We start from the raw sequence: 25,695 nt of genomic DNA on the forward strand, positions 1-25,695 counted from the left end.
ATCAGTGTAAAGAGAGCATTAGCATCAATGTTGTGTTTTTGTGTCGGATTATGCTCTTTTTTGTAAGAAAAACTGATATTTTCAAAGTATAAGGCAAATGATCAGAAAAAGTATATAGATCAATATAAAAGTGCAGCTTATAGGTAACAAAAACTTTTAATCCAAGGTTATTGAATCTACATCATATATGATGATACGCTAAGGGTATAACATACAACCGGGAGCTGAACAGGATGTCGCAAGAAATGGACCCGCTAGTCGAAAGTATAGGATTATCCATGTGGAGGGTTCAACGGAAGATTATATTGGGGATGAATACGCAGAAAGAGCTGGGACTCACCTTCCCTCAATATTCTCTTCTGAGTATGATTGCCAAGGAAAAGAAATCACGGGTTATCCAGCTGGCGGATAAAATGGAAGTCAAATCGAGTGCGGTTACGGTTATGCTGGATCGGATGGAAATACTGGGCCTAATCAGCCGTGAAACGGATGAGAATGATCGAAGAGCCGTTGTAGTTACGATTACTGACAAAGGTCAACGTATTCAAACGGAGGGGAAACGACGTTCCGAGATGCTGCTCGGTCAATACTTATCTATTCTAGAGCCGGATGAGCTGAAAAGGTTTGCCGAGTATTTCGAAAGAATTGTCATTCAAGAACCTTAGAAAGCTGCAAAAGGATATATAAAAAGGAAGAAGGCCATGCCCCGAACTGGGTGCATGGCCTTCTTCAGGTATTATGGTTTGTCTGGAAGCTGTGTGACATAGCTGTCTGATAGCTGCAGTAGTCTTAATGCCCGGTTATACTCATCCTCCGTTGCAGCAGGCTTCTTACCTCCAACGGCAAGAGGATATTGAGTGTTATCCTCGAAGCTGTTGCCGGGGATCAGTAAGCCCGAGGTACCGATGAAGGAACCGGATGGCAGATAATATCTTTCCGGCAGAAGGTTATAGGTCTCGGTCAAAAGATTTTGGCCGAAATGCAAGTAGTTTTCCAGTGAGACACCCAATAGTCCAGCGGCAGTAGGCAAGATATCAATCTCTCCGCCAACCTGTTCCAGAACCTGCGGTTCCGTATTTCCAGCGCCAAGAATAAGGAGCGGAATATTGGTCATGTGGGCGTAGCTGTATTCAAGTCCATAAATTTCATTCATCAGTTCTTTGTCATCATGATCAAGCGAGTAGATAGGCAAGCCCATGTGATCACCATAAATCATGAACACACTGTTATCCCAAATACCGTTGGCCTTCAATTCCTCAACGAATTGACCGAATGCTTCATCCGCATAATTCTGTGAGCGAATATAATCGCCAACAAAGGTTCCTTCGTACCGCTCCGGCAACTTCATCCGGTATTTGTCTTCCGGAATCGTGAAGGGATGGTGGGCTGACATGGAGATGACCTGAGCATAGAAGGGCTGTCCTTGCGTGCTCATCTCCTTGAGCTTATCGGATGTTTTGTGATAGAGCACATCATCCGAGGCTCCGAAGAAAAAGACATCTTCATCCCCAAAAAACTTATGATCATAATAATGATCCCAACCTAATGAACTGTACAGCTCACCCCGGTTCCAGAACTCCACATCATTTGTATGGAATGTTGCGGTCTGATAACCGTTCTCCTTCAGCAGACGCGGCAAGCTTGGTAGCTTCTTGTCCACATAGGCCATAGTAGCGGCTCCGCGGGGCGGAATGTAGAAGGAGGTATTCACTACAAACTCGGCATCAGAGGTATTGCCCTGACCAACCATTTGATAGAAGTTAGGGAAATATAGACTGTCCTCCATAAGACGGTTGAGATTCGGTGTTACTTCCTGTCCGTCTAATTTTAGACCGAGCAGGAAACTTTGAAAGGATTCCAATTGAATAATGATGAGGTTTTTACCTTTAGCCGCACTTTGGAGATTAGGCTTCACTGAAGGGTCAATGCCTTTTAGTGTATTAATCGCTTCCTGCGTGATTTCACGAGTGTTTACAATGTCTGTTTTTTCATTCGCGAAAATAGTATAAGCTTCATAACTCAAGATACCCATTTCCTGCGCTTTTTTAATCTCATTCATACTGGCCTGATTAGGGAGTATATTGAAGAGACACAGCCCCAGTGAGATAATGAATACCACAGAAACAATACCTTTCCGGCCTTGCTGGTTAATCTTTCTCTTCAAGTCCCGGCCCTTCTTATTACGCAAGAAATAATAGCCCAACACAATAATATCCAAGAAGATGAGTAAATAATAAGGATCCATAAGCGAGAATACGCTGTTTCGAACGGCGGTCACCTGATTTACCTGCTCTAGGGCATGGTAAGTTACGATAACTCCATAATATTTGAAATACATAATGGCGGCAAAAAAGATCGCAGTTACCAGCAAATTAACCGTCATGTAATACCCAAGTTTCCGTTTGGAGGAGAACCTTTCAATGATGCAGAAGAGGGCCCAAACGAAAGGAATCTCTGTAAGTAATGATTTCCAAGGGAGCATATCCCCGAAAATGACACCCCAGGCTAAAAAGCTTTTTAGGACAAAAATTAAAGTGAAAAATATAAAGGGTTTCACGATCCAACGTTTACCGTTAATGAATGACACGGCCTCGCCTTCTTTCTACATGATGAAACGCTGTTTTTAGACTTAACTAACAGCGCAATGCATGGAAATTCCATGGTAATAAAATTTATTATGAAGCGCCATCCTTCGATTGTCAAAATCAGTGGAGTTAAAGGGGCAAGTTTGAACCATAGTGTATATACAATTATACAATTATACAATGATCGGCGGAGGGAGAATAGGGCATGAATTACCCGGTTATGATCTCGGTCAGAGCGCTTGTGGAATATTCTTTCCGCAGCGGCAGTATAGAATCGGGCTTCCATACTGCCGCCTCCATGGCAGAGGGTACCCGGATTCATCGAAAGATACAGAAGCAGTATAAGGAAGGCGATCGTAAGGAAGTGTATTTGAAGGCGGAAATTCCGTATGGTGAGCTGTTATTCATAGTGGATGGCCGTTGTGACGGCCTGTTAATTAAGGATACAGGACAGCTTATAGTTGAGGAAATTAAATCAACCTCCGAGCCGCTTGATAGGTTGGGTGAGGGTCGCACGGTACATTGGGCTCAAGCGCTTATGTATGCTTATATGGTATCCACAGAACAAGGCCTCTCCTCCATAGAGGTGAGATTGACTTATGTGCAAAGCGGAAGTGAAGTGCAGACAAGTATGAATAGGACTTTGACTCTGGAGGAGCTGAATTCTTTTGCAATAGATACGGTATCCCGGTATGCAAGGTATGCGGAGCTGCTGCTTCAGCATAATCAACATAAGGAGAAAAGCGTCCGCATGCTGAACTTCCCCTTTCCGACCTACCGGGAGGGGCAGCGGCATTTTGCTGGGGCCGTGTACAAATCCGTCTCAGAAGGTGTGAATTTGTTCGCTCAGGCTCCAACAGGAATTGGGAAAACGATGTCTACTTTATTTCCGGTTATCAAGGCGATGGGAGAAGGGCGGGCACGGGTCCTTTTCTATTTAACAGCAAAGACGGTTACCCGAATAGCAGCGGAAGAAGCTGTTGCCCTGTTGGTATCACAAGGAATGCATCTGCATGCCATCTCGATTACGGCGAAAGAGAAAGCCTGTTTTCGGGAGGAAGGCCTCTGCACAAAGGAGTACTGTCCATTTGCAGAAGGTTATTATGATCGGATTAACGACACGCTGATCGATTTATTGGAGCATGAGACCCTGATGACACGGGATATTATAGCCCGGTATGCACGAAAGCATAGGGTCTGTCCCTTTGAGCTGTCGCTGGATGCGGCTTATGCGTGTGATGCCATCATCTGTGATTATAACTATATTTACGATCCAAGGATCAGCCTGAAGCGGCTGGTGGAAGAGAACAAGAAGGAAACGGTGCTGCTTGTTGATGAGGCGCATAACCTGGTAGACCGGGGGCGGGAGATGTTCTCGGCTTCACTTCGCAAAGCTCCTTTTCTAGGCTTGCAGCGAGCCTTCAAGGGAGTAAACCATAGACTCAGTATTGCCGCAAAAAACGTGAACAGCTTTTTTATAGCGCTCCGTAAAAGCTGTAATGAGGAAGGCCAGGGCCAATGGATTACCTATCCTGAAGAGCTGCCTTCCCTGCTGGAGGCATTTGCAGCGGAGGCAGAGCAGGAGCTTATAGTACCTTCTATTGTATTAGCCTCTCAGACAGCAGAAGCAGATGAGGGTGAAGAGAGCTTGCTGGATACGTATTATGCGGTACAAGCCATGCTGCGCACCTTCAAAACCTATGACGAGCGATACCTTACCTATGCCGAGGTCCAGCGCAGCGATGTATATTTGAAGCTTTTCAATTTAGACCCTTCCTATCTTTTGCAGCAGACGGCTAAGGGGTTCCGCAGTCAAATCTCGTTCTCAGCTACACTTTCACCCATGTCCTATTACAGAGATATGATTGGAGCCACGGAGGATGACTACAGTCTGGTCGTTCCTTCTCCCTTTCAAAAGGAGCAATGGACGGTTTCGGTACTCCCTCTTTCTACGCGGTATCATGACCGGGACAAGTCCTTGGTTCCACTCGCAGGTGCGCTAAATGACATGGTATCTGTGAAGGGGAACTATCTTGTTTTTTTCCCCTCCTATCTGTACTTGCGGGATGTGTATGAGATTTTTAGGGAGAGTTATCCTAGAATAACAACTCTTGTGCAGGGTACGGGGATGAGTGAGGAAGAAAGAGAGAGCTTCCTGGCGTCTTTCCAGGCGGGTAATGAGGAAACTCTGCTTGGCTTCGCTGTGCTCGGAGGTATCTTTTCAGAGGGAGTGGATTTACCGGGTGATCGATTGAACGGAGTAATGGTGGTAGGTGTCGGATTACCCCAGCTCGGGTTGGAACGTAATCTGCTACGGCAGTATTTCAATAATCAGGGGGAAAATGGCTTTGATTATGCCTATGTCTACCCGGGTATGTGTAAAGTATTGCAGGCGGGCGGGCGGCTGATTCGCACCGAACAGGATACGGGAGTCATTATGCTGGCAGATGACCGTTTTTTGCAGAGTCCATACTTGATGCTGCTTCCGGAGGAATGGAGAAACTACCGGGTCATCAAATAACAACGTATACTATATGAAAGGGCATTCATAACAGATTCAAGGGAGGTTAAACCTATGACGCTTAAGATTGGTATTATCGGGACAGGTTGGTTCTCTAAAGTACATGCGGATTTGCTGGCCGCTATGGATGAAGTGCAGGTGCAGGCTGTATGTGGCAGCAGTAAAGAAAAAGGGGAGGAAATGGCCAACCAATACGGTGCAGCGGGATATGGGGATACGACCGAAATGCTGGATGCAGAGAACCTGGATGCTGTATATATCTGTGTTCCCCCACATTCCCATGGAGCCATCGAACGTTCCATTATTCGTCGGGGTATTCCCTTTTTCATAGAAAAGCCGCTGGGTGTCAGTACGGAGATACCCGCCAGCCTGCTTCAGGACATCAAAGAACGACAATTATTAACCTCGGTCGGTTACCATTTCCGTTATCAGGATAATATTGCCCGGCTGAAGGAGCTTTTGCGCGGAGATAAAGTAGGTATGATTGTCGGTCAATGGATGGGAAGCATGCCGGGCGTAGCCTGGTGGCGGAATCAAGAGCAGTCCGGCGGGCAATTTACAGAGCAGACTACACATATTGTGGACTTGCTGCGGTATCTGGGGGGCGAAGTAACCGAGGTGTATGGAATGTTCGGCAACCGGGTTGTACATGAGCAGCATGACAATGTAACTGTATCCGATGTAGGCACAGTTTCACTGAAGCTTGAAAGCGGCATCGTAGCTAATATCTCTAATACATGCGTATTGCCGGGAGAAGTAAGCCGTGTAGGCCTAAGTTTTTATAATGACCGCGGCCTGCTGGATTGGAATCCGGAGCGGCTGCTGGAGGTGCGGAGTGGGGACAGTACGGAGCATGCAAACTCCGGTGATCCTTATCTTGCAGAAAGCGAAGCTTTCCTGCAAGCAGTGCGCACCGGAGACCGCTCGCGAATCCTTTGCGATTACGAGGATGGTTACAAGACTTTGAAGGTGACTTGTGCAGCTTATGAATCTGCGAAATTGGGGCTCCCGGTGAAATTATAAAAAAAGACACATCCTCTAAGTGAAGGATATGTCTGCGGCCCAAGCTGGGGCGGCCTATTAGTGGAGGAAAACCGCGAGCAAGCCCGGCGTTACGCCTAATGTGAATAATGCCGTCAAGATCATCGCGATGCTGGAGATGGTTCCGGTCAATGAACTCAGCTCAAAGGCTTTAGAGGTGCCCGTCCCATGCGCAGCGGTTCCCAGCGAAACACCGCGGGCAATCTCATTGTCAATGCGGAAGAGGCGCAGAACGGATGGCCCCATCAGTGTACCCAGGATTCCGGTCAGTATTACGAAGACGGCCGTAATATTCGGCACGCCACCGATACTTTGCGAAATACTCATAGCTATCGGTGTAGTTACAGAACGGGGTACCAGACTAGTAGTCAAATCACTGCTGAGATGCAGCCATTTGGCTAAGAATACCGAAGATACTACCGCAATTACCGAACCAGAGAGCACGCCTGCCGCAATTTCGGCGGCGTGCTTTTTGAGTACCTTGAAGTTTTTATGCAAAGGGATTGCAAAGGCCACAGTTGCCGGTTGCAGCAGCTGGGTCAGCCATTGGCCTCCCGCATTGTAAGAGTCATATGAAATTCCTGTAATCAGAAGGAAGCTTATAATAAGCAGCGGTGTGATGATTAGCGGGGAGACATACATTTTGGAGCTAAGAACATATACCTGCTTCGAGATCAGGTAGACTCCGACAGTAAGTATGAGCAGCAGTAGGCCGATTATCATGAGGATCTACGCTCCCTTGCTTTGTAAATAGCACCTGTAAGCAGCCCGGAGCAGGACATCACAGCAAAGGTGCCTATAAGGAGTAAGGCGAGCAGGCGCAGGCCGTCAGCTTCGAGCAGTGAAGTATATTTCATGACGCCGATTGCCGAAGGAATGAAGAAAAGCAATAGCTCGGCCAGCAGCCAGGAGGCTCCAATATCCACCCAGTTGAGCTGAACTACTCCAAGCTCCAGTAGAATAAAGAGTACTACCATGCCGAAAATACTGCCGGGTATAGGCAAATGCAACACTGAAGTTAACGCATTTATCAGGAGAGAGAATGCGGTCAACCCCGTTACTTGCAATAATCCTTTGGCTATTTTCTTCATAAGGCTCCGCCCCTTTCATGATAATGAAAGTTTACATCAATTCTTTTCATAGGTAAAATGAATAGAAAGAATAAGTGACATTCCATTTGTCTATGTGTGGAAGAGGGGTAGAATCGGTGGATATTCGGCAATTAGAATACTTTGTACAAGTGGCCAGGCTGAACAGTTTTTCCAAAGCAGCAGAGTCCTTATTTATAACCCAGCCAACGATCAGCAAGATGATCCGCAATTTGGAGGTGGAGCTCGGGGCGGATCTATTCTACCGCGAGGGGAAAAGTATCCGACTGACGGATGCCGGAGAAATTCTGTTAACGAAGGCACAAAACACTGTAGAGTCTTTCCAGAGCCTGTCTTCCGAGCTGGATAGTCTAAGGGATTTGAAGAAAGGTCATATCAGGATAGGGCTGCCGCCCATGGTAGGCGCAAGCTTTTTCCCGGCTGTAATCGGACAATTCCATAAAAAGTATCCGGAGGTTACCATCCGGCTGTATGAAGATGGAGCAAAAAAAGTAGAGAATGATGTCGAGACAGGATTGCTTGATGTAGGTGTAGTTGTACTTCCGGTGAATAGTGCCCGGTTTCATTACTTCTCCTTTAACGAAGAAAAGCTGCAGCTACTTGTACCTGTAACCCATAGGCTGGCAGGCACGGAGTCGGTTCCGATGAGTGAACTGGCTGAGGAGGAGTTCGTTCTATTCCGGGAGGATTTCACATTACATGACCGTATTATTACTGAATGTGTAAAAGCGGGTTTCCAGCCGAAGGTAGTCTATGAAAGCTCACAGTGGGATCTAATCAGCCGTATGGTAGCTGCGGGCCTCGGAATTGCGCTTCTTCCGGAGACCATCTGCCGTGATATGGACCGTTCACGGATCGCTATCATCCCCTTGACTGTGCCGGCTATTCCTTGGCAGGTGGGAATGATCTGGCGGAGGGACCGTTATCTTTCCTTTGCGGCCCGCGAATGGATAGATTTTGCCCGGGGACTTCTCGAGGAGTAATATTTTAACTATTTTTTTTGAAACTTCGACATTTTTTTCTTTTTTTGCAAATTATGTTTTTTGGTATCATCCATTATGATACTAGTATAGTAGGTGATAGAGAGAAGGTGAACGTAGTGTCCATTCCAAATTCTTACCCTGATGAATATACCAATAATTTCAGAGAAGACGAGCTATTGATGACGATAGAAACTCTTAGATGCGAGTTGCTTGAGGTGGCGCAGCAGCGTAGCCTCAGCGATAGTACTGTTGTGGCACTAAGTGAACGTCTGGATCGATATATATTAATGGCACAGAACAGGATGATGGAAGGTCTGCGTTCCCGGAAGTCCGGTGCCTCTCTTACGATATAGCTGTGACCATATAACTATAAATGAATAAGATTAGGGGAGGGCTATAGCAGCTTCCTCTTTTTGTTGTACTTTCTATCAAGTTCACCTATAATTATGTAAATATATTCAAGTCATCTACGACAGCAGAGGGGGGGTTCGGGTGAAAGCTAATATGCCAACTATACGATCAGAGATTGAGAAGCACCTGACCCATACTGGTCATAATCTCGCTTCGTTTGCAAAGATGTCCGGTCTTAACCGGGGCAGCCTTAGCGCTATTTTACATGGGAATCCCCCTAAGCCTATATCCTTGGGCCAGCTGGATGCTATCACCAAAGCCTTTGGTTTTCCTAAAGGATGGTTTTATACTCTGTACATAGAAGAGTGTTTTAGTGAGAATAAGGTGTCGCGCCGACGGGTGGAGCCTTTCCTTATACGTTGTGCTGAGATGGGCAAAACGCAATGCATAGACGAAGTTTTAAATAGAATTCTGGAATATCCTAAGCCGCTTGAACTTATATTCAGTGTGGCTGAGAAATTATTCGAACAAGGCAGGGTTAAGGAATCCATAATCTTCTACACCCTTGTAACAGAGAATGAGTCGGACAACTATTCGGATCGTTTGGCAATTAGTCAGTATCGTATTTTTAAGTCTCTTGATAGTGTCGTTGATATGGAAGAACAACTGCGGGCAGTGATTACCTTTGAACCGTTCCGGGGCCGTCTTGCGGAGAATATGGCTCTGGATGGCCTGCTCACATTGGCAAATGTCAGCTTCACCCTGCACAAATGGAAAGCCGTAGAGAAATATGCAGATGAGCTAAGAGCGCTGGCCCATGGAATTTATCGTGAAGAATTGAGCAGACGTAGAAATGGCAGACGCACTGAACCACTTGACCTGTTAAAGCCGCTGGTCCTTTATTATGGACACGGCTATCTGCTCAAGGCAGTAGCCCTTACCAAACAGGGGAACTACGAAGACGCCAAGAAATATACAGCCGGTTATGCCGATCTTAGCTGGTTCGAGCTACTTGATGATGAGTCAGCTCGGGTTGAGGTAGATAACTTCAGACGGTTTGCGGAGGCCAATACGTATACGTTAGAACTGCTGTCAGGCAATGTTGGGATATTACCCCGCTATATTGATTTTCTTAATGCACATCCAAATGAAATTTTACCTGGCCTGATTACGATTATGCACTCCGCTAACCGATATGGAAATTCAGTGGAGGGGATATTGACACGATTCTCGCGGGAAATGCTAAGATTTGAACGTTTCGAGGATCCGATTAATGTGGACCGAAGGTTCAGGCTGAACTACCAGTTGGCGATGTATTTTATTAATAAAGAAAAATATGAGAAGGGTATCGATTATGTTATACAATGTATTAAGACCAGTATGGCTATGAATAACGGAAAAGGGTTATTACAATGTATAACACTATTGGAAATGAATAGAGATCAAGCTTCAGTGAAGCAGTTAAGCGAATTTCAGATGCTCATGAAGGAGGTGAGAATAAATGAAAAAAACGCTGTTGACGATGACCGCCGTTTTGGCATTGTTTAGCTTTATTGCATTGGGATCGATCTCCAAAGATATTGGCGGAATGGTTACACCTATGGAGCATGGAGTAGGGCATGGGTGAGCTGTGAGCATCTCAAGTAAGATTTGGACAAGCTATCATACAAATCTACATAGTCTTACTTTGTTCTCCTGCCGATAGGTGGGAGTTTTTTTTGTGTATTGACAAAGTCATGTAGCGAAAATATAATTAGGTAGCCTAATTAATATAGTATCTAATAATTTGTTAACCTAACTAATATAGAGGTGAGAGAGATTGGGATGAATGATGAAAATACAGTCGCTCATAAGCTTATGATCGCCCTTCGCCAGCTGCATAGAGCACAGTGGCAACGATCCTCGGAGGGGAACAAGCCGAGTGAGATGACCTTGATGTTAAGTATTGGAAGGCATATGAAATTTAAAAAAGAGGGGCCGAAGGTGTCAGAAATTAGCCGCTATCTCGGTCTTACACCTCCAACCGTGACCCAGCTTATTAACAGTCTGGAGGCCAAAAGCATGGTGGAAAGGCAGGCTGATCCTACGGACCGCAGAGTTGTTCGGGTGCTCTTGACAGAGCAGGGCAAGGCGGTTACTCGTAGAGCCATGGTGCATAGGGATGCCTCTTTACAAAAACTGGTTGAATATCTAGGTGAAGAAGAGAGCAATCAGCTGGCGGATCTGCTGCTGAAGGTGCATCAATTTGCTCAAGAGAATCCGCCGCCAGACTTAGATCGGTTACAAATGAACGGAGATGAGAAGCTTGATTAAATTATTCAAACAATTGAAACCCTTTAAGCTCGCGATTACGGCTGTATTAATCCTTGTGTTCTTACAGTCAATGGGCGACTTATACCTTCCAACATTGATGTCCGACATTGTCGACGAAGGGATCGTACAGGGAGATCGAAGCCTTATTTGGAGAATTGGCGGATTTATGCTGCTGGTTGCTGGTGGAGGCGCATTGTGCTCTGTGATTGCCAGCTATTTATCTGCTAAGGTCGCAGCGGGGTTCGGTAAGAACACCCGGTCGCGAATGTTTAATCATGTAGAGAATTTCACCCTGCATGAATTCGACAAGTTGGGTACAGCGTCCTTGATTACACGGACGACAAATGATATCACGCAGGTGCAAACGGTGCTTACCATGATGCTTCGTATGATGATAGGAGCTCCAATGATGATGATTGGCGGTATTATTATGGCGGTATCCGAGGATGCTAAGTTATCCCTGATCTTTGTAGTGGTAATTCCTGTCCTAGTCGGAGCGATCTTCTTCATTGGTATGAAGGGCTTGCCGTTGTTCAAAGCCATTCAAATCAAGTTGGATAAATTAAATTTGGTGCTGCGCGAGCATTTGACCGGTATCCGTGTTATTCGCTCCTTCAACCGGATTGGACATGAGAATAAACGTTTTAGTGAAGCTAACCGTGATTTGACGGATACCGCTATTAAAGTAAATAAAATTATGGCTGGCCTAATGCCCCTTATGATGCTAGTAATGAATTTCTCTATGATTGCCATTCTTTATTTCGGTGGAATACGGATTGATGAGGGCAATCTTAGAGTGGGTTCCTTAATGGCATTCATTCAATATGCTATGCAAATCATGTTCTCCCTAATTATGGTTTCTATGATGTTTGTACTTATTCCGCGTGCCTCTGCTTCTGCTATTCGTATCAATGAAGTGTTGGATATGCAACCTGAAATTATAGATCCTACCCAAAGTGAACTGCAAACTACCGCTACTGCGACTAAAAAGGACGGTCGGGATGGTATGCACGGATTCGTGGAATTTAACAACGTGTCCTTCTCCTATCCGGGTGCAGAGGAGCCGGCTCTTTCTGGAATCAGCTTCAGTGCCCGTCCGGGTGAAGTTACTGCGATTATTGGCGGTACAGGGTCCGGTAAATCCACACTGCTTAGCTTAATTCCAAGATTTTATGATGTGAATGAGGGTTCTGTGCGTGTAGACGGAGTGGATGTACGTGATATGACGCAAGAAGAGCTACGGAACAAGATAGGATATATTCCGCAGAAGGCTGTGTTGTTCACCGGCACGATTAATGAGAATATCCGCTACGGGAAAGATGATGCGACCGAGGAAGAAATTCTGCATGCCGCGAAGGTGGCTCAAGCCTTCGATTTCGTGTCTGCGATGAAGGAAGGCTTTGACTCAGAGATTGCTCAAGGCGGCAATAATGTCTCCGGCGGTCAGAAGCAGCGTTTGTCTATAGCCCGTGCGCTCGTTAGAAAACCGGAAGTATATCTATTCGATGACAGCTTCTCGGCGCTTGATTTCAAGACCGATGCCAAGCTGCGGGCCGCTCTTAAGGGTGAGACCACAGAGAGTACTGTGCTGATCGTGGCCCAACGGGTTAGTACAGTTATGGATGCAGATCGGATTATTGTTATTGATGACGGTCAAATCGTCGGAATGGGAAATCACCGAGAGCTGCTGAAGAATAATGAAGTGTACCGCGAGATCGTATCCTCGCAGTTGTCAGAGGAGGAAATAGCATGAGTGAAGTTAATAAAGAGTACAAACGTCCTGATGCCGCACCGCCCCGACATAGAGGTCCAGGTGCCGGCCCTCCTGGAATGATGATGCCTGTTCAGAAAGCCAAGGATTTCAAAGGCACTCTTCGCCGGTTGGTTCGCTATTTACGCCCGCGTCAGGTTCAGCTAGTGTTAGTTTTTATTATGGCTATTGCCAGTACAGTATTTAGTATTTTCAGCCCTAAAGTCATGGGTAAGGCGACTACCAAGCTTTTTGAGGGTGCCTACGGCATGATGAAGGGTGTTGAAGGAGCTTCCATTGACTTTGGATATATTAATAACATCTTGCTTATCTTAGTCGGCCTCTATTTATTCAGTGCTCTGTTCAGCTACATTCAGCAATATATTATGGCCGATGTAGCTCAGAAGGTTGTATTTGATATGCGTGAGGAAATCAACGGTAAGCTTGAACGGCTGCCGCTGAAATATTTTGACTCCCGTACACATGGTGAAATTCTTAGCCGCGCGACTAATGATGTTGATAATATCAGCACGACGCTTCAGCAGAGTTTAACCCAGTTGATCACAGCCATTGTCACCATTATCGGTGTCATTATCATGATGTTGACCATCAGTCCATGGTTAACCTTGATTACTGTAATTACTTTACCGCTGAGTTTTGTCGTTATCATAGGTATCAGCAAGCGGTCACAATCCTACTTTATTGGTCAGCAGAAGTCCCTCGGACAGTTGAACGGCCACGTAGAAGAGATGTATACCGGACACCGTATTATCAAGGCATTCGGACGTGAGAAGCAATCACTTAATGATTTCAATGATATTAATGATAAGCTTTATGATTCCGGCTGGCGGGCTCAGTTCATGTCCGGTATGATTATGCCGCTCATGATGTTTATCGGTAACTTGGGTTATGTGCTAGTCTGTGTGGTTGGGGGTATCTTTGTCACTAAAAAAGTGATTGAAGTCGGAGATATCCAGGCCTTCATTCAGTATTCGCGTCAGTTCACGATGCCCATCACACAAACGGCTAACATCGCCAATATCATTCAGTCCACGATCGCATCGGCAGAACGTGTATTTGAGCTGCTGGATGAAGAAGAGGAAGTCGCTGAAGTATCCAATGTGCTGGCGAAGCAGGAAATGGGTGCTGAAGAAGGCGCTGTTGAGTTCCGTCATGTGAAGTTTGGCTACAAAGAAGATGCGATCCTTATAGAAGATATGAATATTGATGTTCGGCCTGGGCAGACCATAGCCATTGTGGGTCCAACCGGTGCCGGCAAAACAACCCTGATTAACCTTCTGATGCGCTTTTATGAGATCAGTGGTGGGGAAATTGTGATTGATGGAATCGGCATTACCGACATGAAACGCAGTGAACTGCGCAGTAAATTTGGAATGGTGCTGCAGGATACATGGCTATTCAACGGCACGATCCGCGATAATATCGCTTATGGACGTGAAGGATCAACGGAAGCGGATGTGGTTCGTGCGGCTAAGGCAGCCCATGCGGATCACTTCATCCGGACATTGCCGTTAGGCTATGACACCGTGCTGAATGAAGAGGCCTCCAATATTTCACAAGGTCAAAAGCAATTGATTACTATTGCCCGGGCAATTCTGGCTGACCCGTCTATTCTAATTCTTGATGAAGCAACCAGTAGCGTGGATACACGGACCGAGGTGCAGATTCAAAAGGCAATGAACAGCCTGATGAAGGGCAGAACCAGCTTCGTTATCGCTCACCGACTCTCCACAATACGTGATGCAGACATGATCCTGGTCATGAATCAAGGCAGTGTGATAGAGAAAGGTACCCACGAAGATTTACTCGAACAAGGTGGATTCTATGCCGATCTTTACAACAGTCAGTTCTCAGAGGAAGACTTGCCTGAGGTTGGTTAGCCTCTGATATCAATTTATTACCCCCCTTTTTCAATGGTGCTAAGCCTATTTGAAAAGGGGTTTTCTTCTTGATAGGCAGGTTTACCAGGGACAAGATAAAAAAGATTTGATAAAAAATTAAAGGGTATATATGATAAGAGTATAAAAATGACCCGTGGCTCATTTCAAAGGCCTAGGGTACAGAGAGCGGTGATTGGGATGTCAGGGTACGGAAAATGGGTGGCAGGTAGCAAAACGAAATGGATCACGCTTTTGGTATGGATTGCAGTAGTAGGTGCTCTTAGCATGTTATGGCCGGCTGTAAATTCGCAGGAAAAGAATAATGCCCCTAACCTTCCGAAGGACTCACAATCTGTACAGGCAGCGATTGTCGCAGAGAGGGAATTTCCGAGCGGTAGTGGTATACCTGCACTACTCGTATGGCACCGTGAAGGTGGAATGTCTCAGGAGGATCTATTACATATTCAAGCCTTATACAGCAACCTGGAAAAGTCTCCACTGCCTCATCAGAATTTCGTGCCTCCGCTTGGACAGCTCCCGCCGCAGGCTCTGCAGGCTTCATTATCTGAAGATCGCAGTACATTGGTGACACCGGTGCTGTTCAATAAAACTGCAGACAGCGATCAGCTCGGTGAAGCGGTGACCCAGTTAAAGGCTCTTATTGTAAAGGAGACGGGTAGTGACCCCGTGGCTGCGAAGCTGGATGGAAGTGATCTTAGCCTTCGTGTTACCGGACCGGTTGGTATCTCTATTGATGCTACAGGATTGTTCAAGAATGCAGACGTATCCTTGTTAATAGCAACAGTAGTTCTTGTGTTAGTGTTTCTATTGCTCATTTACCGTTCCCCGGTATTGGCTCTGATTCCGCTAATTGCAGTTGGTTTCGCGTATGGTGTAACGAGTCCGGTGCTTGGTAAAATGGCTGAGGCCGGTTGGATCACCGTTGATTCGCAAGCCATATCGATTATGACCGTCCTGCTGTTCGGTGCTGGTACGGATTACTGTCTGTTCCTGATTTCACGGTTCCGTCAGTTGCTGAAGGTTGAGGAAAGTAAGAGCCAAGCGCTGCTTCGTGCCATCACTGATTCCTCCGGGGCTATCGCAATGAGCGGTTTCACGGTAGTGTTGGCTTTGCTTGCGCTGTTGCTGGCCCAATTCGGAGCTTATCATCGTTTTGCGATTCCGTTCAGCGTCTCCATCTTTATTATGGGTATCGCCAGTCTGACGCTGGTTCCGGCGTTGCTAGCCATCTTCGGTCGGACCTCTTTCTTCCCGTTTATCCCGCGGACACCTCAAATGGAGATGGATCGGGCCAAAGCTAAAGGCAAGCCTATTCCACAGCGAAAGGTTTCCCGTAAAAAAGGAATTGGAGGACTTGTAGTCTCCCGTCCTTGGGCTATCGTTGGTGTTACTGTAGTGATACTTGGAATATTGGCCTCCTTCTCCAGCGGGATTAAATTCACGTATGATATTCTCTCCTCTTTTCCAAAGGACATGGAGTCCCGTGAAGGCTTCGATATGATTGGCAAACAGTTCTCCCCGGGGGAACTAGCCCCAGCTAAGCTGATGCTTGATACGCAGGGCATAGCGAACGGTCAAGATTTGAAGGTCATTCTGGGCGGGATTTCTTATGTAGATACCGTCTCGGATCCCCAGCAAGGTGCAGTGAATAAGAATATATTGGGCTATGATATCGAATTTAAAAGCAATCCGTATTCGCTGGAGGCCATGAGTCACGTTCCAGCTCTGCAGGCTACGGTTGAGCAAGCATTAATCGATGCAGGGATTGAAGATCCCAAGGGCAGTGTATGGGTTAGCGGGCAGACCGCCACTCAGCATGATACGAAAGAGGTTGGAGAGCGGGATACAAATCTAATCATCCCCGTAGTTATCGGATTAATCACCTTGCTGCTGCTCCTGTATTTACGCTCTGTTGTGGCTACCATTTATTTGGTGGCAACGGTAATTCTGTCCTTCTTCTCAGCACTGGGCCTAGGTTGGCTTATTATCCATTACGGACTGGGTGCGGAGGCGATTCAAGGCTCTATCCCGCTGTATTCCTTTGTGTTTCTAGTCGCGCTCGGCGAGGATTACAACATTTTTATGATCTCGAATATATGGAAGAAGCGCAAAAACATGCCGCTGAAGCAAGCCATCTCTGAGGGGGTAAATGAGACCGGATCGGTGATTACATCCGCAGGTATTATCCTGGCTGGTACCTTTGCCGTACTAGCTTCTCTGCCCATTCAAGTGCTTGTGCAGTTTGGTATTATTACAGCGCTGGGTATCCTGCTGGATACGTTCGTGGTTCGTCCGTTCCTCGTACCGGCAATCACGGTGCTCCTCGGCCGTCTAGCCTTTTGGCCAGGCAAGCATCAAGAGGTCGAGAAACCACTGCCTTCTAGTGTGGATTAGTAACGATGTGTAGGGCTGGATTTTAAAAGATTAAAAAAGAAAAAATCGAAAACAGGGATGATCCACAAGCCTTAAGGCTGTTGGATCATCCCTGTTTTTTGTAATAGATATCAATATAGATTGAACTTAAGATTCTTAGAATAAAGGAGTAGACGCACTGCGGTGAATGTTTGGACTTCCAGCCGCTGTTGTCGTAAGACTTTCTTGATTTATACCGCTGTCTTTCGGATGAAATCCGGAGACAAAGGGAGGACGGTGTTTTTTTCTGGATAATGAACAGCGTAGATCTCTGCTCAAGATGAATGCGTAAGCTTAACGGACCCAGCGGACGCTATTTACTCCATTTACCTAAATTCCTTATCTATGCGGACTCAGAAGGCTTTACTTACAAGAATTCGGCAATAAATAGCCGAGTATTCATCAATAACGGCATCTGTGTCCGCATAACTTACTTATAGAGCAATTTATCGACAATAAGGGATCTGTAGTCCACATAGAGGTCTTAAGTTCATCTTATATCGTATTCTATTCATTCCCTGAAGTCCGGCTGATCAGCAGCTCGTACTTGTCAAGAGAAGCTCCCAGGATGGCTTCATTTCCGCCGGCCCCCCGATGGGATTGGCGAAAGGAGTCACTAGAGGTCCAGCCTTTGAAAGCTTCCTCATTGTCCCAGACGGTACAGATTTTCAATTCTTCTACGCCTTCCTTGGCGCTGCCGTGCCATACCTCCATCCGGACAAAACCGGGCATATCCTGTACACCATTCGCTACGCCAAAGCGCTCCGCAATGGCCTCCGCATGGCCTTCCTTAACCTTGATGGTGTTCGTGACTACCAGCATGACAAAACCTCCCCATTTATTCATTCAACCTACTGCGGATTAGTAGTCCAGATTCCTGCAGTTTTCAGGAATACGCGATCCGGCAGCTTCAACGCCGCCAACGCCAGCTCAGCTACATCCTCAGGCTGCATCATCCGGTCTTCATCACCGATCTTAAGGCCTGCACTCTCAGCCAATCCGGTATTGACGGTGCTAGGTGTCAAAGCCACCACGCGAATATTATGCTTCCGAACTTCCTGTGCTAATGCCTCTGTCATCCCCATCAGAGCAAACTTGGAAGCACAGTAGGCAGAGCCTGTTGCAAAACCGCGTTCTCCGGCTGTGGAGGAGATGTTAATAATGTTGCCGCCATTCTTTTCAATCATCGCAGGCAATGCAGCACGCGTGACATAATAGGTACCGAACAGATTGATATTGATATGCTGCTCCCAATCCGCAGGATCCATCTCTAAAAAAGTACCAAACTTGGCGATTCCGGCATTGTTAATCAGTGCGTCAAATGTTCCGAGTTCACTTTGAAGGGCTACGACCGCTCGTTCGGCATCCTCACGAACAGACACATCAGCAACAGCAACGCTAACCTTTACATCGTATACTTCGGTCAATGCTGACTTCAAAGCTTCCAGATCTGCTGAAGTTCTGGATATCAGCCCGAGATTTGCCCCTTCCTTAGCCAACGCTAAAGCCAGAGCTTTCCCGATTCCCTTACCTGCACCCGTAATTACAATGCTCTTCCCTCTCAAATCCATAACTTGTCGTCACTCTCCCTTGGATTATTCTGAAGCAAGAATTTCACAGATTCTATTATACCTGAGTGGCTGATGACAATCACGTTCACCCAAGTTGATTGCAAGGATCAGCCACTTATGAGACTGACTAATTATGAACGTTAAGCTTATTCCTCTGGATCCAGCGTCGTCAGTGGTGTTGTAGCGGGGCCTTCGAATACTTTGCCGTCATAAGAGAAACGTGAGCCGTGGCAGGGACAATCCCAAGAGCGCTCTCCGTCATTCCATTCCACCTCGCAGCCCATATGGGTACAGGTGGTGTCGACCAGATGCAGTTTGCCTTCCGGATCTCGATATGCTCCTGCTCGTTTGCCATCATGGCGTACGACTGCGCCTTCGTCCGGCTTAAGCTCATCGGGCTTTCTATGCACAAATTCTACTTTGCCCCCGACTAAATCTTTGGCGACAACAGCATTCATCGTAATAAAGTTCTTTATACTTGGATTCGCCTTAAATCGTGTAGGATCGTACAGGTCTGTATAAGGGTTGTCCTTACGTTGGATTTGGTCTGAGATCATCAGCGCTGCAACCGTACTGCTGGTCATTCCCCAACTTTTATAACCTGTAGCGATATAGATCTCCTCATCCTCCGAGATCCTGCCAATGTAGGGCACCCTGTCCAGGGTAATCAAATCTTGAGTGGACCAGCGGTAAGGAATCGACTTAATGCCTAGAGTATGACCGGCAAACTTCTCCAGATTCTCATAGTGGCCGAAGGTGCAGATGCCTTTTCCGGTCTTGTGGGTCTCGCCTCCAATAAGCACCAGGTTTTTCCCTTCCCATTCAACGGCCCGTAGAGATCGGGTGGGTTGACTCGCACTTAGATACATTCCCCCCACAAATTCCGATTCCGGTTCAATAGCGAGAATATAGGAACGCTCGGGATACAGACGGGAAAAATACATGGCTCCTCCATCATAAAAGGGGAAGTGGGAAGCGGACACGGCATGCCGGCAGGTGATTTGATATTGATCCTTTTCGGTATATAGAGTTAGGTTACCGTCCTTATCTACATTTTCAGCAATTACCGTATGCTCATAAATCACTCCGCCATTGTCCAGAAAGGCCTGAATTAACCCCTGCAAATAGTGCAGAGGATGAAAACGTGCTTGCCCCGGGAGCTTAATGGCCCCTCCCACGATTAGGGGCAAAGGGATATGATCCAGCCATTGCCCGGGAATGCCAAGCTTCTCGTAAGCTTTAAATTCTTGCTCTAGCTGCTTCAGTGTATTATCATCGTCGGCATCAGAGTAGAGATAGGCTGCTTCACGCTTCATCCCGCAGGAAAGGCCGAGCTCTTCAGCCGTCGAGATGATCCACTCCATGGCTTGCGAATTAGATTCATAGTATAATCGGGCGTTTTCCTCCCCGAAATGATTGATGAGTTCATCATAGAACATACCGTGCTGGGCGGTGATTTTGGCAGTCGTAAACCCGGTAGTGCCGTTCAGCAGCACCCCCGCTTCCAACAAAGTAACTTTATAACCAGCTTTGGAGAGCAGATAGGCGGTTGTGATTCCGGTTATTCCGCCGCCCACTACAGCGACATCCGTATCATGATTACCTTTAAGTTTTGGAAAAGAAGGTAGATCTGTAGTATCACGCCACATTGATTCTGGATACTTCGGCAGGTTTTGCGATAGATTGTTTTCTGGATTCATCCCGTTATCCCTCCATTTGTATATAACTCCTTTCATTTATTACCACTCATCCCCAAAAAGAAACTCGTACGCGCTTCTTAAGGATCAGGATGTAAGGTTAATGTCTCGAAGGAGTTACAGAATACAGGTTCAGATAACGGGTTTGGGATATCTAGGGGAAATATAGGGGATATGATTTGGAAAGGATAGACACTGCGTGATGATCAGGTAGCTGGTTTCATGGAATATCCTGCGGCAGAGTAATTCGCATTAACGGATACTTTGTTCCGTCCGGTATTTTTAGCAAGGTAGAGAGCTTGATCGGCCCAGTGGGACAAGAGTTTTCCGTCTGCTTCAGCTACAGTCTCAGGATAACAAGCCACACCTATGGAGACTGTAATCGTGATTTTTTGGCCCGTTGGAAGCAGGAAAGGTTCATTCTCTACAGCTTTTCTAAGCTTTTCTCCGGATTGTTCCGCTTGAGAGAGCGGGCAATGCGGCAGCAGCACCGTGAACTCTTCGCCTCCATTGCGCGATACGATATCATGGGAGTGAGAATGATTCTGGAGCCGCCTGGCCAGCTGCTTCAGCACCTCATCTCCGGCAGGATGTCCGTATGTATCGTTGATGATTTTAAAGTGATCGATATCAATCGCAAGCAGGGACAAGCATTCCTGATGCCGTTCAGACCAAATAATCTCATTGTCCAAATGACGGTGGAATTGTTGGAGATTATGGAGTCCGGTTAAATAGTCGGTAGTAGCTCGAACCTCCAGCAGGGCGAAGAGTTCGTTAGAATGCTGGATAGATTCTGCAATATAATAGATGACCAACCCTGCTCCTAGTGAAATCAACAGTTGAGTGGGGTAGAAATCCATAAGATCCCGCAGGCTGCCCAAATTAAGGAGCAAAATCATAAAAGTAAGTGCCATGCAAGCTATATTACCGACCGTCATCTTCTTCAGGCGTGACCAAGGGAACACCGAAATCAAGCTGCAGCAAAGTCCGCCAAGCAGTAGAGTTACAGCTGTTGAGATTGTGTTAAGCGAAACGCCATAAAAAAGAATTCTGCCGAGAGCAAGAACTGCTGCGCAGATTAAGGATGGGAACCAGCCGACATATGCCGACACGATTACTATGGTCAGGTGGCGCAAGTTAATGAAAATATCAGGACTTATTTGAAAAGAGTAGTTCATTAGAATAATGCCGAACACTCCAAATAGCAGGCCTGCATTTATACCGGTAAGAACAGATGGTGGTCGATCTGATAGGGAAAATCTTTTGGATAACATCCCTGATAGGAAAACAAAAGTTGCGAGGATACAAAAGTTGGCGAAAAGGCTAGTTACTATTTTTATCATCATCTAAAATTAAAATCCCCTTGAAAAAAATTGACGTGCCTTATAAAAAAGGGCTGTATTCATTTTAGCTGAGACTTTAATAAAAGTAATGAGAAAAAAATCACATGCGTTTTCATTGACCTCTATACAACAAAGATTTATACTTGGTCTAAAAATAAACCATAAGGATGATCGCTATGAAAACCCTGAATTTAACCTCTCAGCGTAAAGCGGTTTATGATATCGTCTGCCAGTCCCATGACCATCCCACAGCAGCAGAGGTAATGAACCGTCTCGTAGAACAAGGCCATACTTTAGCTTACGGTACGGTTTACAACTCACTGCGGTATCTTTCAGATAAACAAATGATTCGGGAGCTTAAATTGGGTGAGGCCGCCAGCCGATATGATGCCCGTATGGATGATCACCAGCATATCATGTGTGAAAGCTGCGGGAGGGTGGATGAGGTGTTAACCCATGTCCCGGAGGACTGGATGAGTTCCGTCGCTAAGGAAACCGGCTATACAATCTCACATACCCATGTAGTGTTTGGGGGTATCTGCCAAACTTGCAAGAAATAAGATTTAAGAAACTCGAATTTGTATATATAAGAAAAGATCGTTTACATAAAACGGTCTTATTTTGTATGAAATCACAAGAATTTTAGCAAACAATGAGAATAATGAAGAAATATAGTAGAAATATGTGTTTCCAAAACCGATATATAATTATATATTTAGGTATAACGCTTTCCTCATATTTAATAAATGATTGAAAAAGAAAGAGAGAGTGATCCCCACTCATGAACAAAAAAGTACGTATGTCTATCCGTACGAAATTAATTCTTACATATCTGCTCGTATTGCTTGTACCCAGCTTCATCATCGGCACCCAGACGTATCAATCGGCCAGCAATGAAATGGAAGAGCAGTTACTGAACAGTGCTACCGAAAGTGTGGTAGCTGTTAACGAAATTATAGACTCCAACGTTTCTTCCAAAATAAATGATATTAACTATTTTGCTGCGCAGCTGTCATCCGATGCTGTTAACAGTGAGGTTAATGGGGAGACTTCGGCGGGTGTACTGACGAGATTGAGGGAATATGCGGCGCTGCATCCCGATGTGCTGGATATCTATGTGGGGACCGGAAGAGGGAAGTCTATTCATGCAACGGATCAAAAGCTACCGGACGGGTACGACCCTCGAAAGGATAATTCCTATGTAAATGCACTTAAGCATGGGAAAGGGATTGTTATATCACCAGCTTTTACAACCATCAATAATGAGACAGCTATTGCCATATCAGCAGTGTTGGAAGGCGGAAACGGAGTCATCGCTCTGAATCTTAATTTGAAAGAGCTGGCAAGTTTGACCAACCTTAAGGTAGGTAAGGATGGTTACATATTTATCGTTGACAACAGTAAAAAATTCTTGGTTCATCCTACCGAAGCTATCGGCAAGGAATCGACTTTGGACTTCGTAAAGAAAATGTTCGAGAACGAAGCGGCATTATTTGATTATTCCTTCAAGGATACGAATAAGAAAATGACTTATGTGACGAATGAGCTTACCGGCTGGAGAGTTGCCGGTACGATCAGCAAGGATGAGATCACAGCTGCAACAAAGGATATACGAACAAGAGCAATTATTGTTATCGCCATCTCTGTTTTACTGGCTTTGGTGCTTATTTATTTCAACGTCCGTTCCATTCTTGCACCGCTGCTCCGTCTACGGAAAGCGACAGAGGTGATAAGCCGAGGGGATCTAACCATAGACATTGGTTCCTTCCGGCGTGATGAGATTGGGATGTTGGCTGAGAACTTCGGAATTATGGTGCTCAATCTGCGTGAGATGATTACAAGTGTGCAGGAGATGACCGACAACGTATCCTCCTCGGCGGAGGAACTGATGGCTGGTGCTGAGCAAACCACCAAGGCGATCGAGCATGTCACCATTGCCATACAAGAGGTGGCAGTAGGCAGTGAGCAGCAGGTTAAAAGTGTGCAAAAAGGTATGGAGAGTACCGCGGCAACAACCAGTGAAGTAGCCAATATTGCTGAATATATGGTGCAGGTATCAGAAATGATGGGCAAAACCTCGCACTCTGCCGCAGAAGGTAATGATTCCGTTATCAGTGTTGTAGATAAGATTAATAGTATTCAAATCACGGTGGAGGAGCTTGGCGGTGTAATCGATAAGCTCAACGACCGTACCGGGCAAATTATCGGGATCGTCGGCGTCATTACCGGCATCGCACGTCAGACGAACCTGCTGGCGCTTAACGCTTCTATTGAAGCAGCCAGAGCCGGTGAGCAGGGACGCGGCTTCGCTGTTGTGGCTTCGGAAGTTCGCAAGCTGGCGGAGGAATCCGAGAAATCAGCACGCCTGATCTCCGATCAGATCAGTTCGATTTACGGTGAGATGAAATTAGCAGCAGAAACGATGGAGCAAGCCAAAGAACGGGTAACTGAAGGTATCATGGCTGTAGATACTACCGGACGTTCATTCTCCCGGATTCGCAGAGCCGTTAAGGGAGCTGCGGAGAAGATTGAGGCAATGAACGAAGCGGTACGTAAGCTTTCTATAGAAGCGGGCAGTATGGAGCAAGCGATTGGAGATATCAAGGGTATCTCTGAGGAAGCTGCTGGAAATACAGAAACAATCTCAGCTGCTGCACAGGAGCAGTTGGCCTCCGTGGAGGAAATTGCTTCCTCGTCCGCAGATCTCAGTCATTTGGCAGAGGAGCTGCAAAAGCTTGTCGGGCGCTTCAAATTGCAATAGTAATATATACTTTCCCTTTGCCTTCCTTTGCAAGTATACTGATAAACAACAATAACGGTATACAAAGGAGAGAGTCACCATGGCAGAGCAATTGAAAGGCATCATCGTCGCATTGGCCGGTCCGCGCAAGTCGGAGGAGATGGCCAAGCTGGTGCACAATATGGGCGGTACTGCATTTCACCGGCCTGCACAGGGTACCGTATTTCTCGATGATGAAGGGCTACGCAAAGGGCTGGATTCATGGATACAGAATCCCCCGGATTGGGCGATTCTGACGACAGGTATGGGTCTGGATGCCTTGTTTGAGAAGGCAGAGGGAGCAGGGGACGCTGAGCGTTTTCTGGAGGTATTATCTCGTTCCCAAATTGCGGCACGCGGCTATAAGACCGTAAATGCTCTAAAGAAACGAGGACTAGTCCCTGTGGTTCGTGACGATGACGGCAGTACAACTGGACTTATTCGCGGTCTGCAGTCTTTTGATCTGAAGGGTAAAGAGGTTGTTCTTCAGCTGCATGGTGATCCCTCTCCTCGATTGGTCTCTTGGCTGGATGAAGTAGGGGCTGCCACACGACAGATTCTTCCCTACCGACATACGCCTCCACAGCCCGGGGAGCTGGAAAGATTGCTTACAGAAATTCTGGAGGGCAGTATAGATGTAGTAGCCTTCACCAGCGCACCGCAGTTCCGTTTTTTGGTTGAGTATGCACGGAGTCAAGGGAATTTAGCGGAGATGCTGGAGGCTTTTGAAGAAAAAGTTATCGCGCTTTCTGTAGGCCGTATTACTTCTCAGGCTCTGAAGGAAGAAGGAATTCAGCGGATTGTTACACCGGAGCATGAGCGGATGGGCAGCATGTTTGTGGAGCTGGGCCGCTATTTAGCTGCCAAAGAGTAAAGAAAGAGCTGCAAGAACGATATTCAGGGGACTAATAGAAGCATTCCCGCAGCGTTATGGGCGGGAATGCTTTTTTCGTTGAATATATCCGCTATATAAGCTGATCAAAAAAATAACAAAAGCGAAAAGGAACGAAGTTTGGAACTGTAGGAGCGATAGCGACCGCCCGAAAGCTGTCCGTAGGAAAGCTCGCTTCGAAAGCATAAGCTGTATCCGGATTTCAACCGCTAAAAGCGGGTTAAATCAAAGAAATCTGGATACAACAGCGGCCGGAAGTCCAAATCTTCACGGTAGTGACGCCTGAGCCTTAAGTTAATATCTTAGGTTCATCTTATATAAGGTCGATAACCCGTTTCTTCTTGCATGAATGGACAATAGGGGTAGTTTTCCTTAAAATATAGGCAACATGTAACTTAAATTAACAAAGTTATACGAAGGAGGATC

General features: G+C 46.3%; 21 protein-coding genes. 14 read left to right on the forward strand and 7 right to left on the reverse strand.

The features are described from left to right. Positions 1-233: 233 nt before the first annotated feature. Entirely contained in the window at positions 234-665 is a 432-nt protein-coding gene (locus tag PWYN_RS13400) for a MarR family winged helix-turn-helix transcriptional regulator (RefSeq protein WP_052087937.1), read from the forward strand. A gap of 71 nt (positions 666-736) precedes the next feature. Here PWYN_RS13400 and PWYN_RS13405 read toward each other — a convergent pair whose 3' ends face one another. Next, on the reverse strand, positions 737-2,587 hold the full coding sequence (locus PWYN_RS13405) for an LTA synthase family protein (RefSeq protein ID WP_036652419.1): 1,851 nt from the start codon (positions 2,585-2,587) through the stop codon (positions 737-739). 203 nt (positions 2,588-2,790) lie between these two features. On the opposite strand from PWYN_RS13405, the gene PWYN_RS13410 reads away from it, so the two are divergent. After that, the gene (locus PWYN_RS13410) at positions 2,791-5,106 is read left to right on the forward strand and encodes a helicase C-terminal domain-containing protein (RefSeq protein WP_036652421.1); all 2,316 of its coding nucleotides are present in this window, start codon (positions 2,791-2,793) and stop codon (positions 5,104-5,106) included. Positions 5,107-5,160: 54 nt separating this feature from the next. Then, positions 5,161-6,129: a Gfo/Idh/MocA family protein gene (locus tag PWYN_RS13415; RefSeq protein ID WP_036652423.1), complete on the forward strand. Its 969-nt coding sequence runs from the start codon at positions 5,161-5,163 to the stop codon at positions 6,127-6,129. A gap of 57 nt (positions 6,130-6,186) precedes the next feature. Here the strand turns inward: PWYN_RS13415 and PWYN_RS13420 are convergent, their stop codons facing one another. Continuing rightward, a complete protein-coding gene (locus PWYN_RS13420) occupies positions 6,187-6,870 on the reverse strand; it encodes a CidB/LrgB family autolysis modulator (RefSeq protein WP_036652425.1) in 684 nt (227 codons plus the stop codon). Beyond that, entirely contained in the window at positions 6,867-7,238 is a 372-nt protein-coding gene (locus tag PWYN_RS13425; protein ID WP_036652426.1) for a CidA/LrgA family holin-like protein, read from the reverse strand. Before PWYN_RS13425 ends, PWYN_RS13420 begins: the two co-directional genes overlap by 4 nt. 116 nt (positions 7,239-7,354) lie before the next feature. On the opposite strand from PWYN_RS13425, the gene cidR reads away from it, so the two are divergent. The 8 genes from cidR (at position 7,355) to PWYN_RS13460 (ending at position 16,969) form a co-directional block, all read left to right on the forward strand. After that, positions 7,355-8,239, forward strand: a complete 885-nt coding sequence (gene cidR / locus PWYN_RS13430; protein ID WP_205622748.1) for a cidABC operon transcriptional activator CidR — start codon at positions 7,355-7,357, stop codon at positions 8,237-8,239. 116 nt (positions 8,240-8,355) lie between these two features. After that, a complete protein-coding gene (locus PWYN_RS13435; protein ID WP_240479735.1) occupies positions 8,356-8,592 on the forward strand; it encodes an aspartyl-phosphate phosphatase Spo0E family protein in 237 nt (78 codons plus the stop codon). A 139-nt stretch (positions 8,593-8,731) separates the two neighbouring features. Further along, a complete protein-coding gene (locus PWYN_RS13440; RefSeq protein WP_084146710.1) occupies positions 8,732-10,138 on the forward strand; it encodes a DNA-binding protein in 1,407 nt (468 codons plus the stop codon). Further along, entirely contained in the window at positions 10,092-10,217 is a 126-nt protein-coding gene (locus PWYN_RS30305) for a hypothetical protein (protein WP_276203412.1), read from the forward strand. The genes PWYN_RS13440 and PWYN_RS30305 overlap by 47 nt, the downstream gene beginning before the upstream one ends. Positions 10,218-10,414: 197 nt before the next feature. Further along, positions 10,415-10,903, forward strand: coding sequence for a MarR family winged helix-turn-helix transcriptional regulator (locus tag PWYN_RS13445; protein ID WP_036652433.1), 489 nt, complete (start codon positions 10,415-10,417; stop codon positions 10,901-10,903). Then, complete coding sequence (locus PWYN_RS13450; RefSeq protein ID WP_036652435.1) at positions 10,896-12,656, forward strand: ABC transporter ATP-binding protein; 1,761 nt, start codon at positions 10,896-10,898, stop codon at positions 12,654-12,656. The genes PWYN_RS13445 and PWYN_RS13450 overlap by 8 nt, the downstream gene beginning before the upstream one ends. Next, positions 12,653-14,554, forward strand: coding sequence for an ABC transporter ATP-binding protein (locus PWYN_RS13455; RefSeq protein ID WP_036652437.1), 1,902 nt, complete (start codon positions 12,653-12,655; stop codon positions 14,552-14,554). The genes PWYN_RS13450 and PWYN_RS13455 overlap by 4 nt, the downstream gene beginning before the upstream one ends. 198 nt (positions 14,555-14,752) lie before the next feature. Continuing rightward, positions 14,753-16,969: an MMPL family transporter gene (locus PWYN_RS13460; protein WP_036652438.1), complete on the forward strand. Its 2,217-nt coding sequence runs from the start codon at positions 14,753-14,755 to the stop codon at positions 16,967-16,969. Positions 16,970-17,494: 525 nt separating this feature from the next. On the opposite strand, the gene PWYN_RS13465 is transcribed toward PWYN_RS13460, so the two are convergent. The 4 genes from PWYN_RS13465 to PWYN_RS13480 form a co-directional block, all read right to left on the reverse strand. Further along, positions 17,495-17,809, reverse strand: a complete 315-nt coding sequence (locus PWYN_RS13465; protein ID WP_036652439.1) for an antibiotic biosynthesis monooxygenase — start codon at positions 17,807-17,809, stop codon at positions 17,495-17,497. A 29-nt stretch (positions 17,810-17,838) separates the two neighbouring features. Beyond that, positions 17,839-18,558 (reverse strand): 3-ketoacyl-ACP reductase, encoded by a 720-nt coding sequence (locus PWYN_RS13470; RefSeq protein WP_036652440.1) that lies wholly within the window; start codon positions 18,556-18,558, stop codon positions 17,839-17,841. Between the two features lie 146 nt (positions 18,559-18,704). Further along, the gene (locus PWYN_RS13475; RefSeq protein WP_036652442.1) at positions 18,705-20,258 is read right to left on the reverse strand and encodes an FAD-dependent oxidoreductase; all 1,554 of its coding nucleotides are present in this window, start codon (positions 20,256-20,258) and stop codon (positions 18,705-18,707) included. A 203-nt stretch (positions 20,259-20,461) separates the two neighbouring features. Further along, positions 20,462-21,601 carry a diguanylate cyclase gene (locus tag PWYN_RS13480; RefSeq protein ID WP_052087938.1) on the reverse strand — a complete coding sequence of 380 codons (1,140 nt, stop codon included), beginning with the start codon at positions 21,599-21,601 and terminating at the stop codon, positions 20,462-20,464. 173 nt (positions 21,602-21,774) lie between these two features. Between PWYN_RS13480 and PWYN_RS13485 the strand changes: the two genes are divergently transcribed. From PWYN_RS13485 to PWYN_RS13495, 3 genes are all read left to right on the forward strand, one after another. Further along, a complete protein-coding gene (locus PWYN_RS13485) occupies positions 21,775-22,158 on the forward strand; it encodes a Fur family transcriptional regulator (protein ID WP_036652444.1) in 384 nt (127 codons plus the stop codon). A gap of 221 nt (positions 22,159-22,379) precedes the next feature. Next, positions 22,380-24,359 (forward strand): methyl-accepting chemotaxis protein, encoded by a 1,980-nt coding sequence (locus PWYN_RS13490; RefSeq protein WP_036652446.1) that lies wholly within the window; start codon positions 22,380-22,382, stop codon positions 24,357-24,359. A gap of 79 nt (positions 24,360-24,438) precedes the next feature. Beyond that, complete coding sequence (locus PWYN_RS13495; protein ID WP_036652448.1) at positions 24,439-25,251, forward strand: uroporphyrinogen-III synthase; 813 nt, start codon at positions 24,439-24,441, stop codon at positions 25,249-25,251. The last annotated feature ends 444 nt before the right edge of the window (positions 25,252-25,695 follow it).

The sequence above is a fragment of the Paenibacillus wynnii genome (assembly GCF_000757885.1).
Taxonomy (GTDB): Bacteria; Bacillota; Bacilli; order Paenibacillales; family Paenibacillaceae; genus Paenibacillus_AQ; species Paenibacillus_AQ wynnii.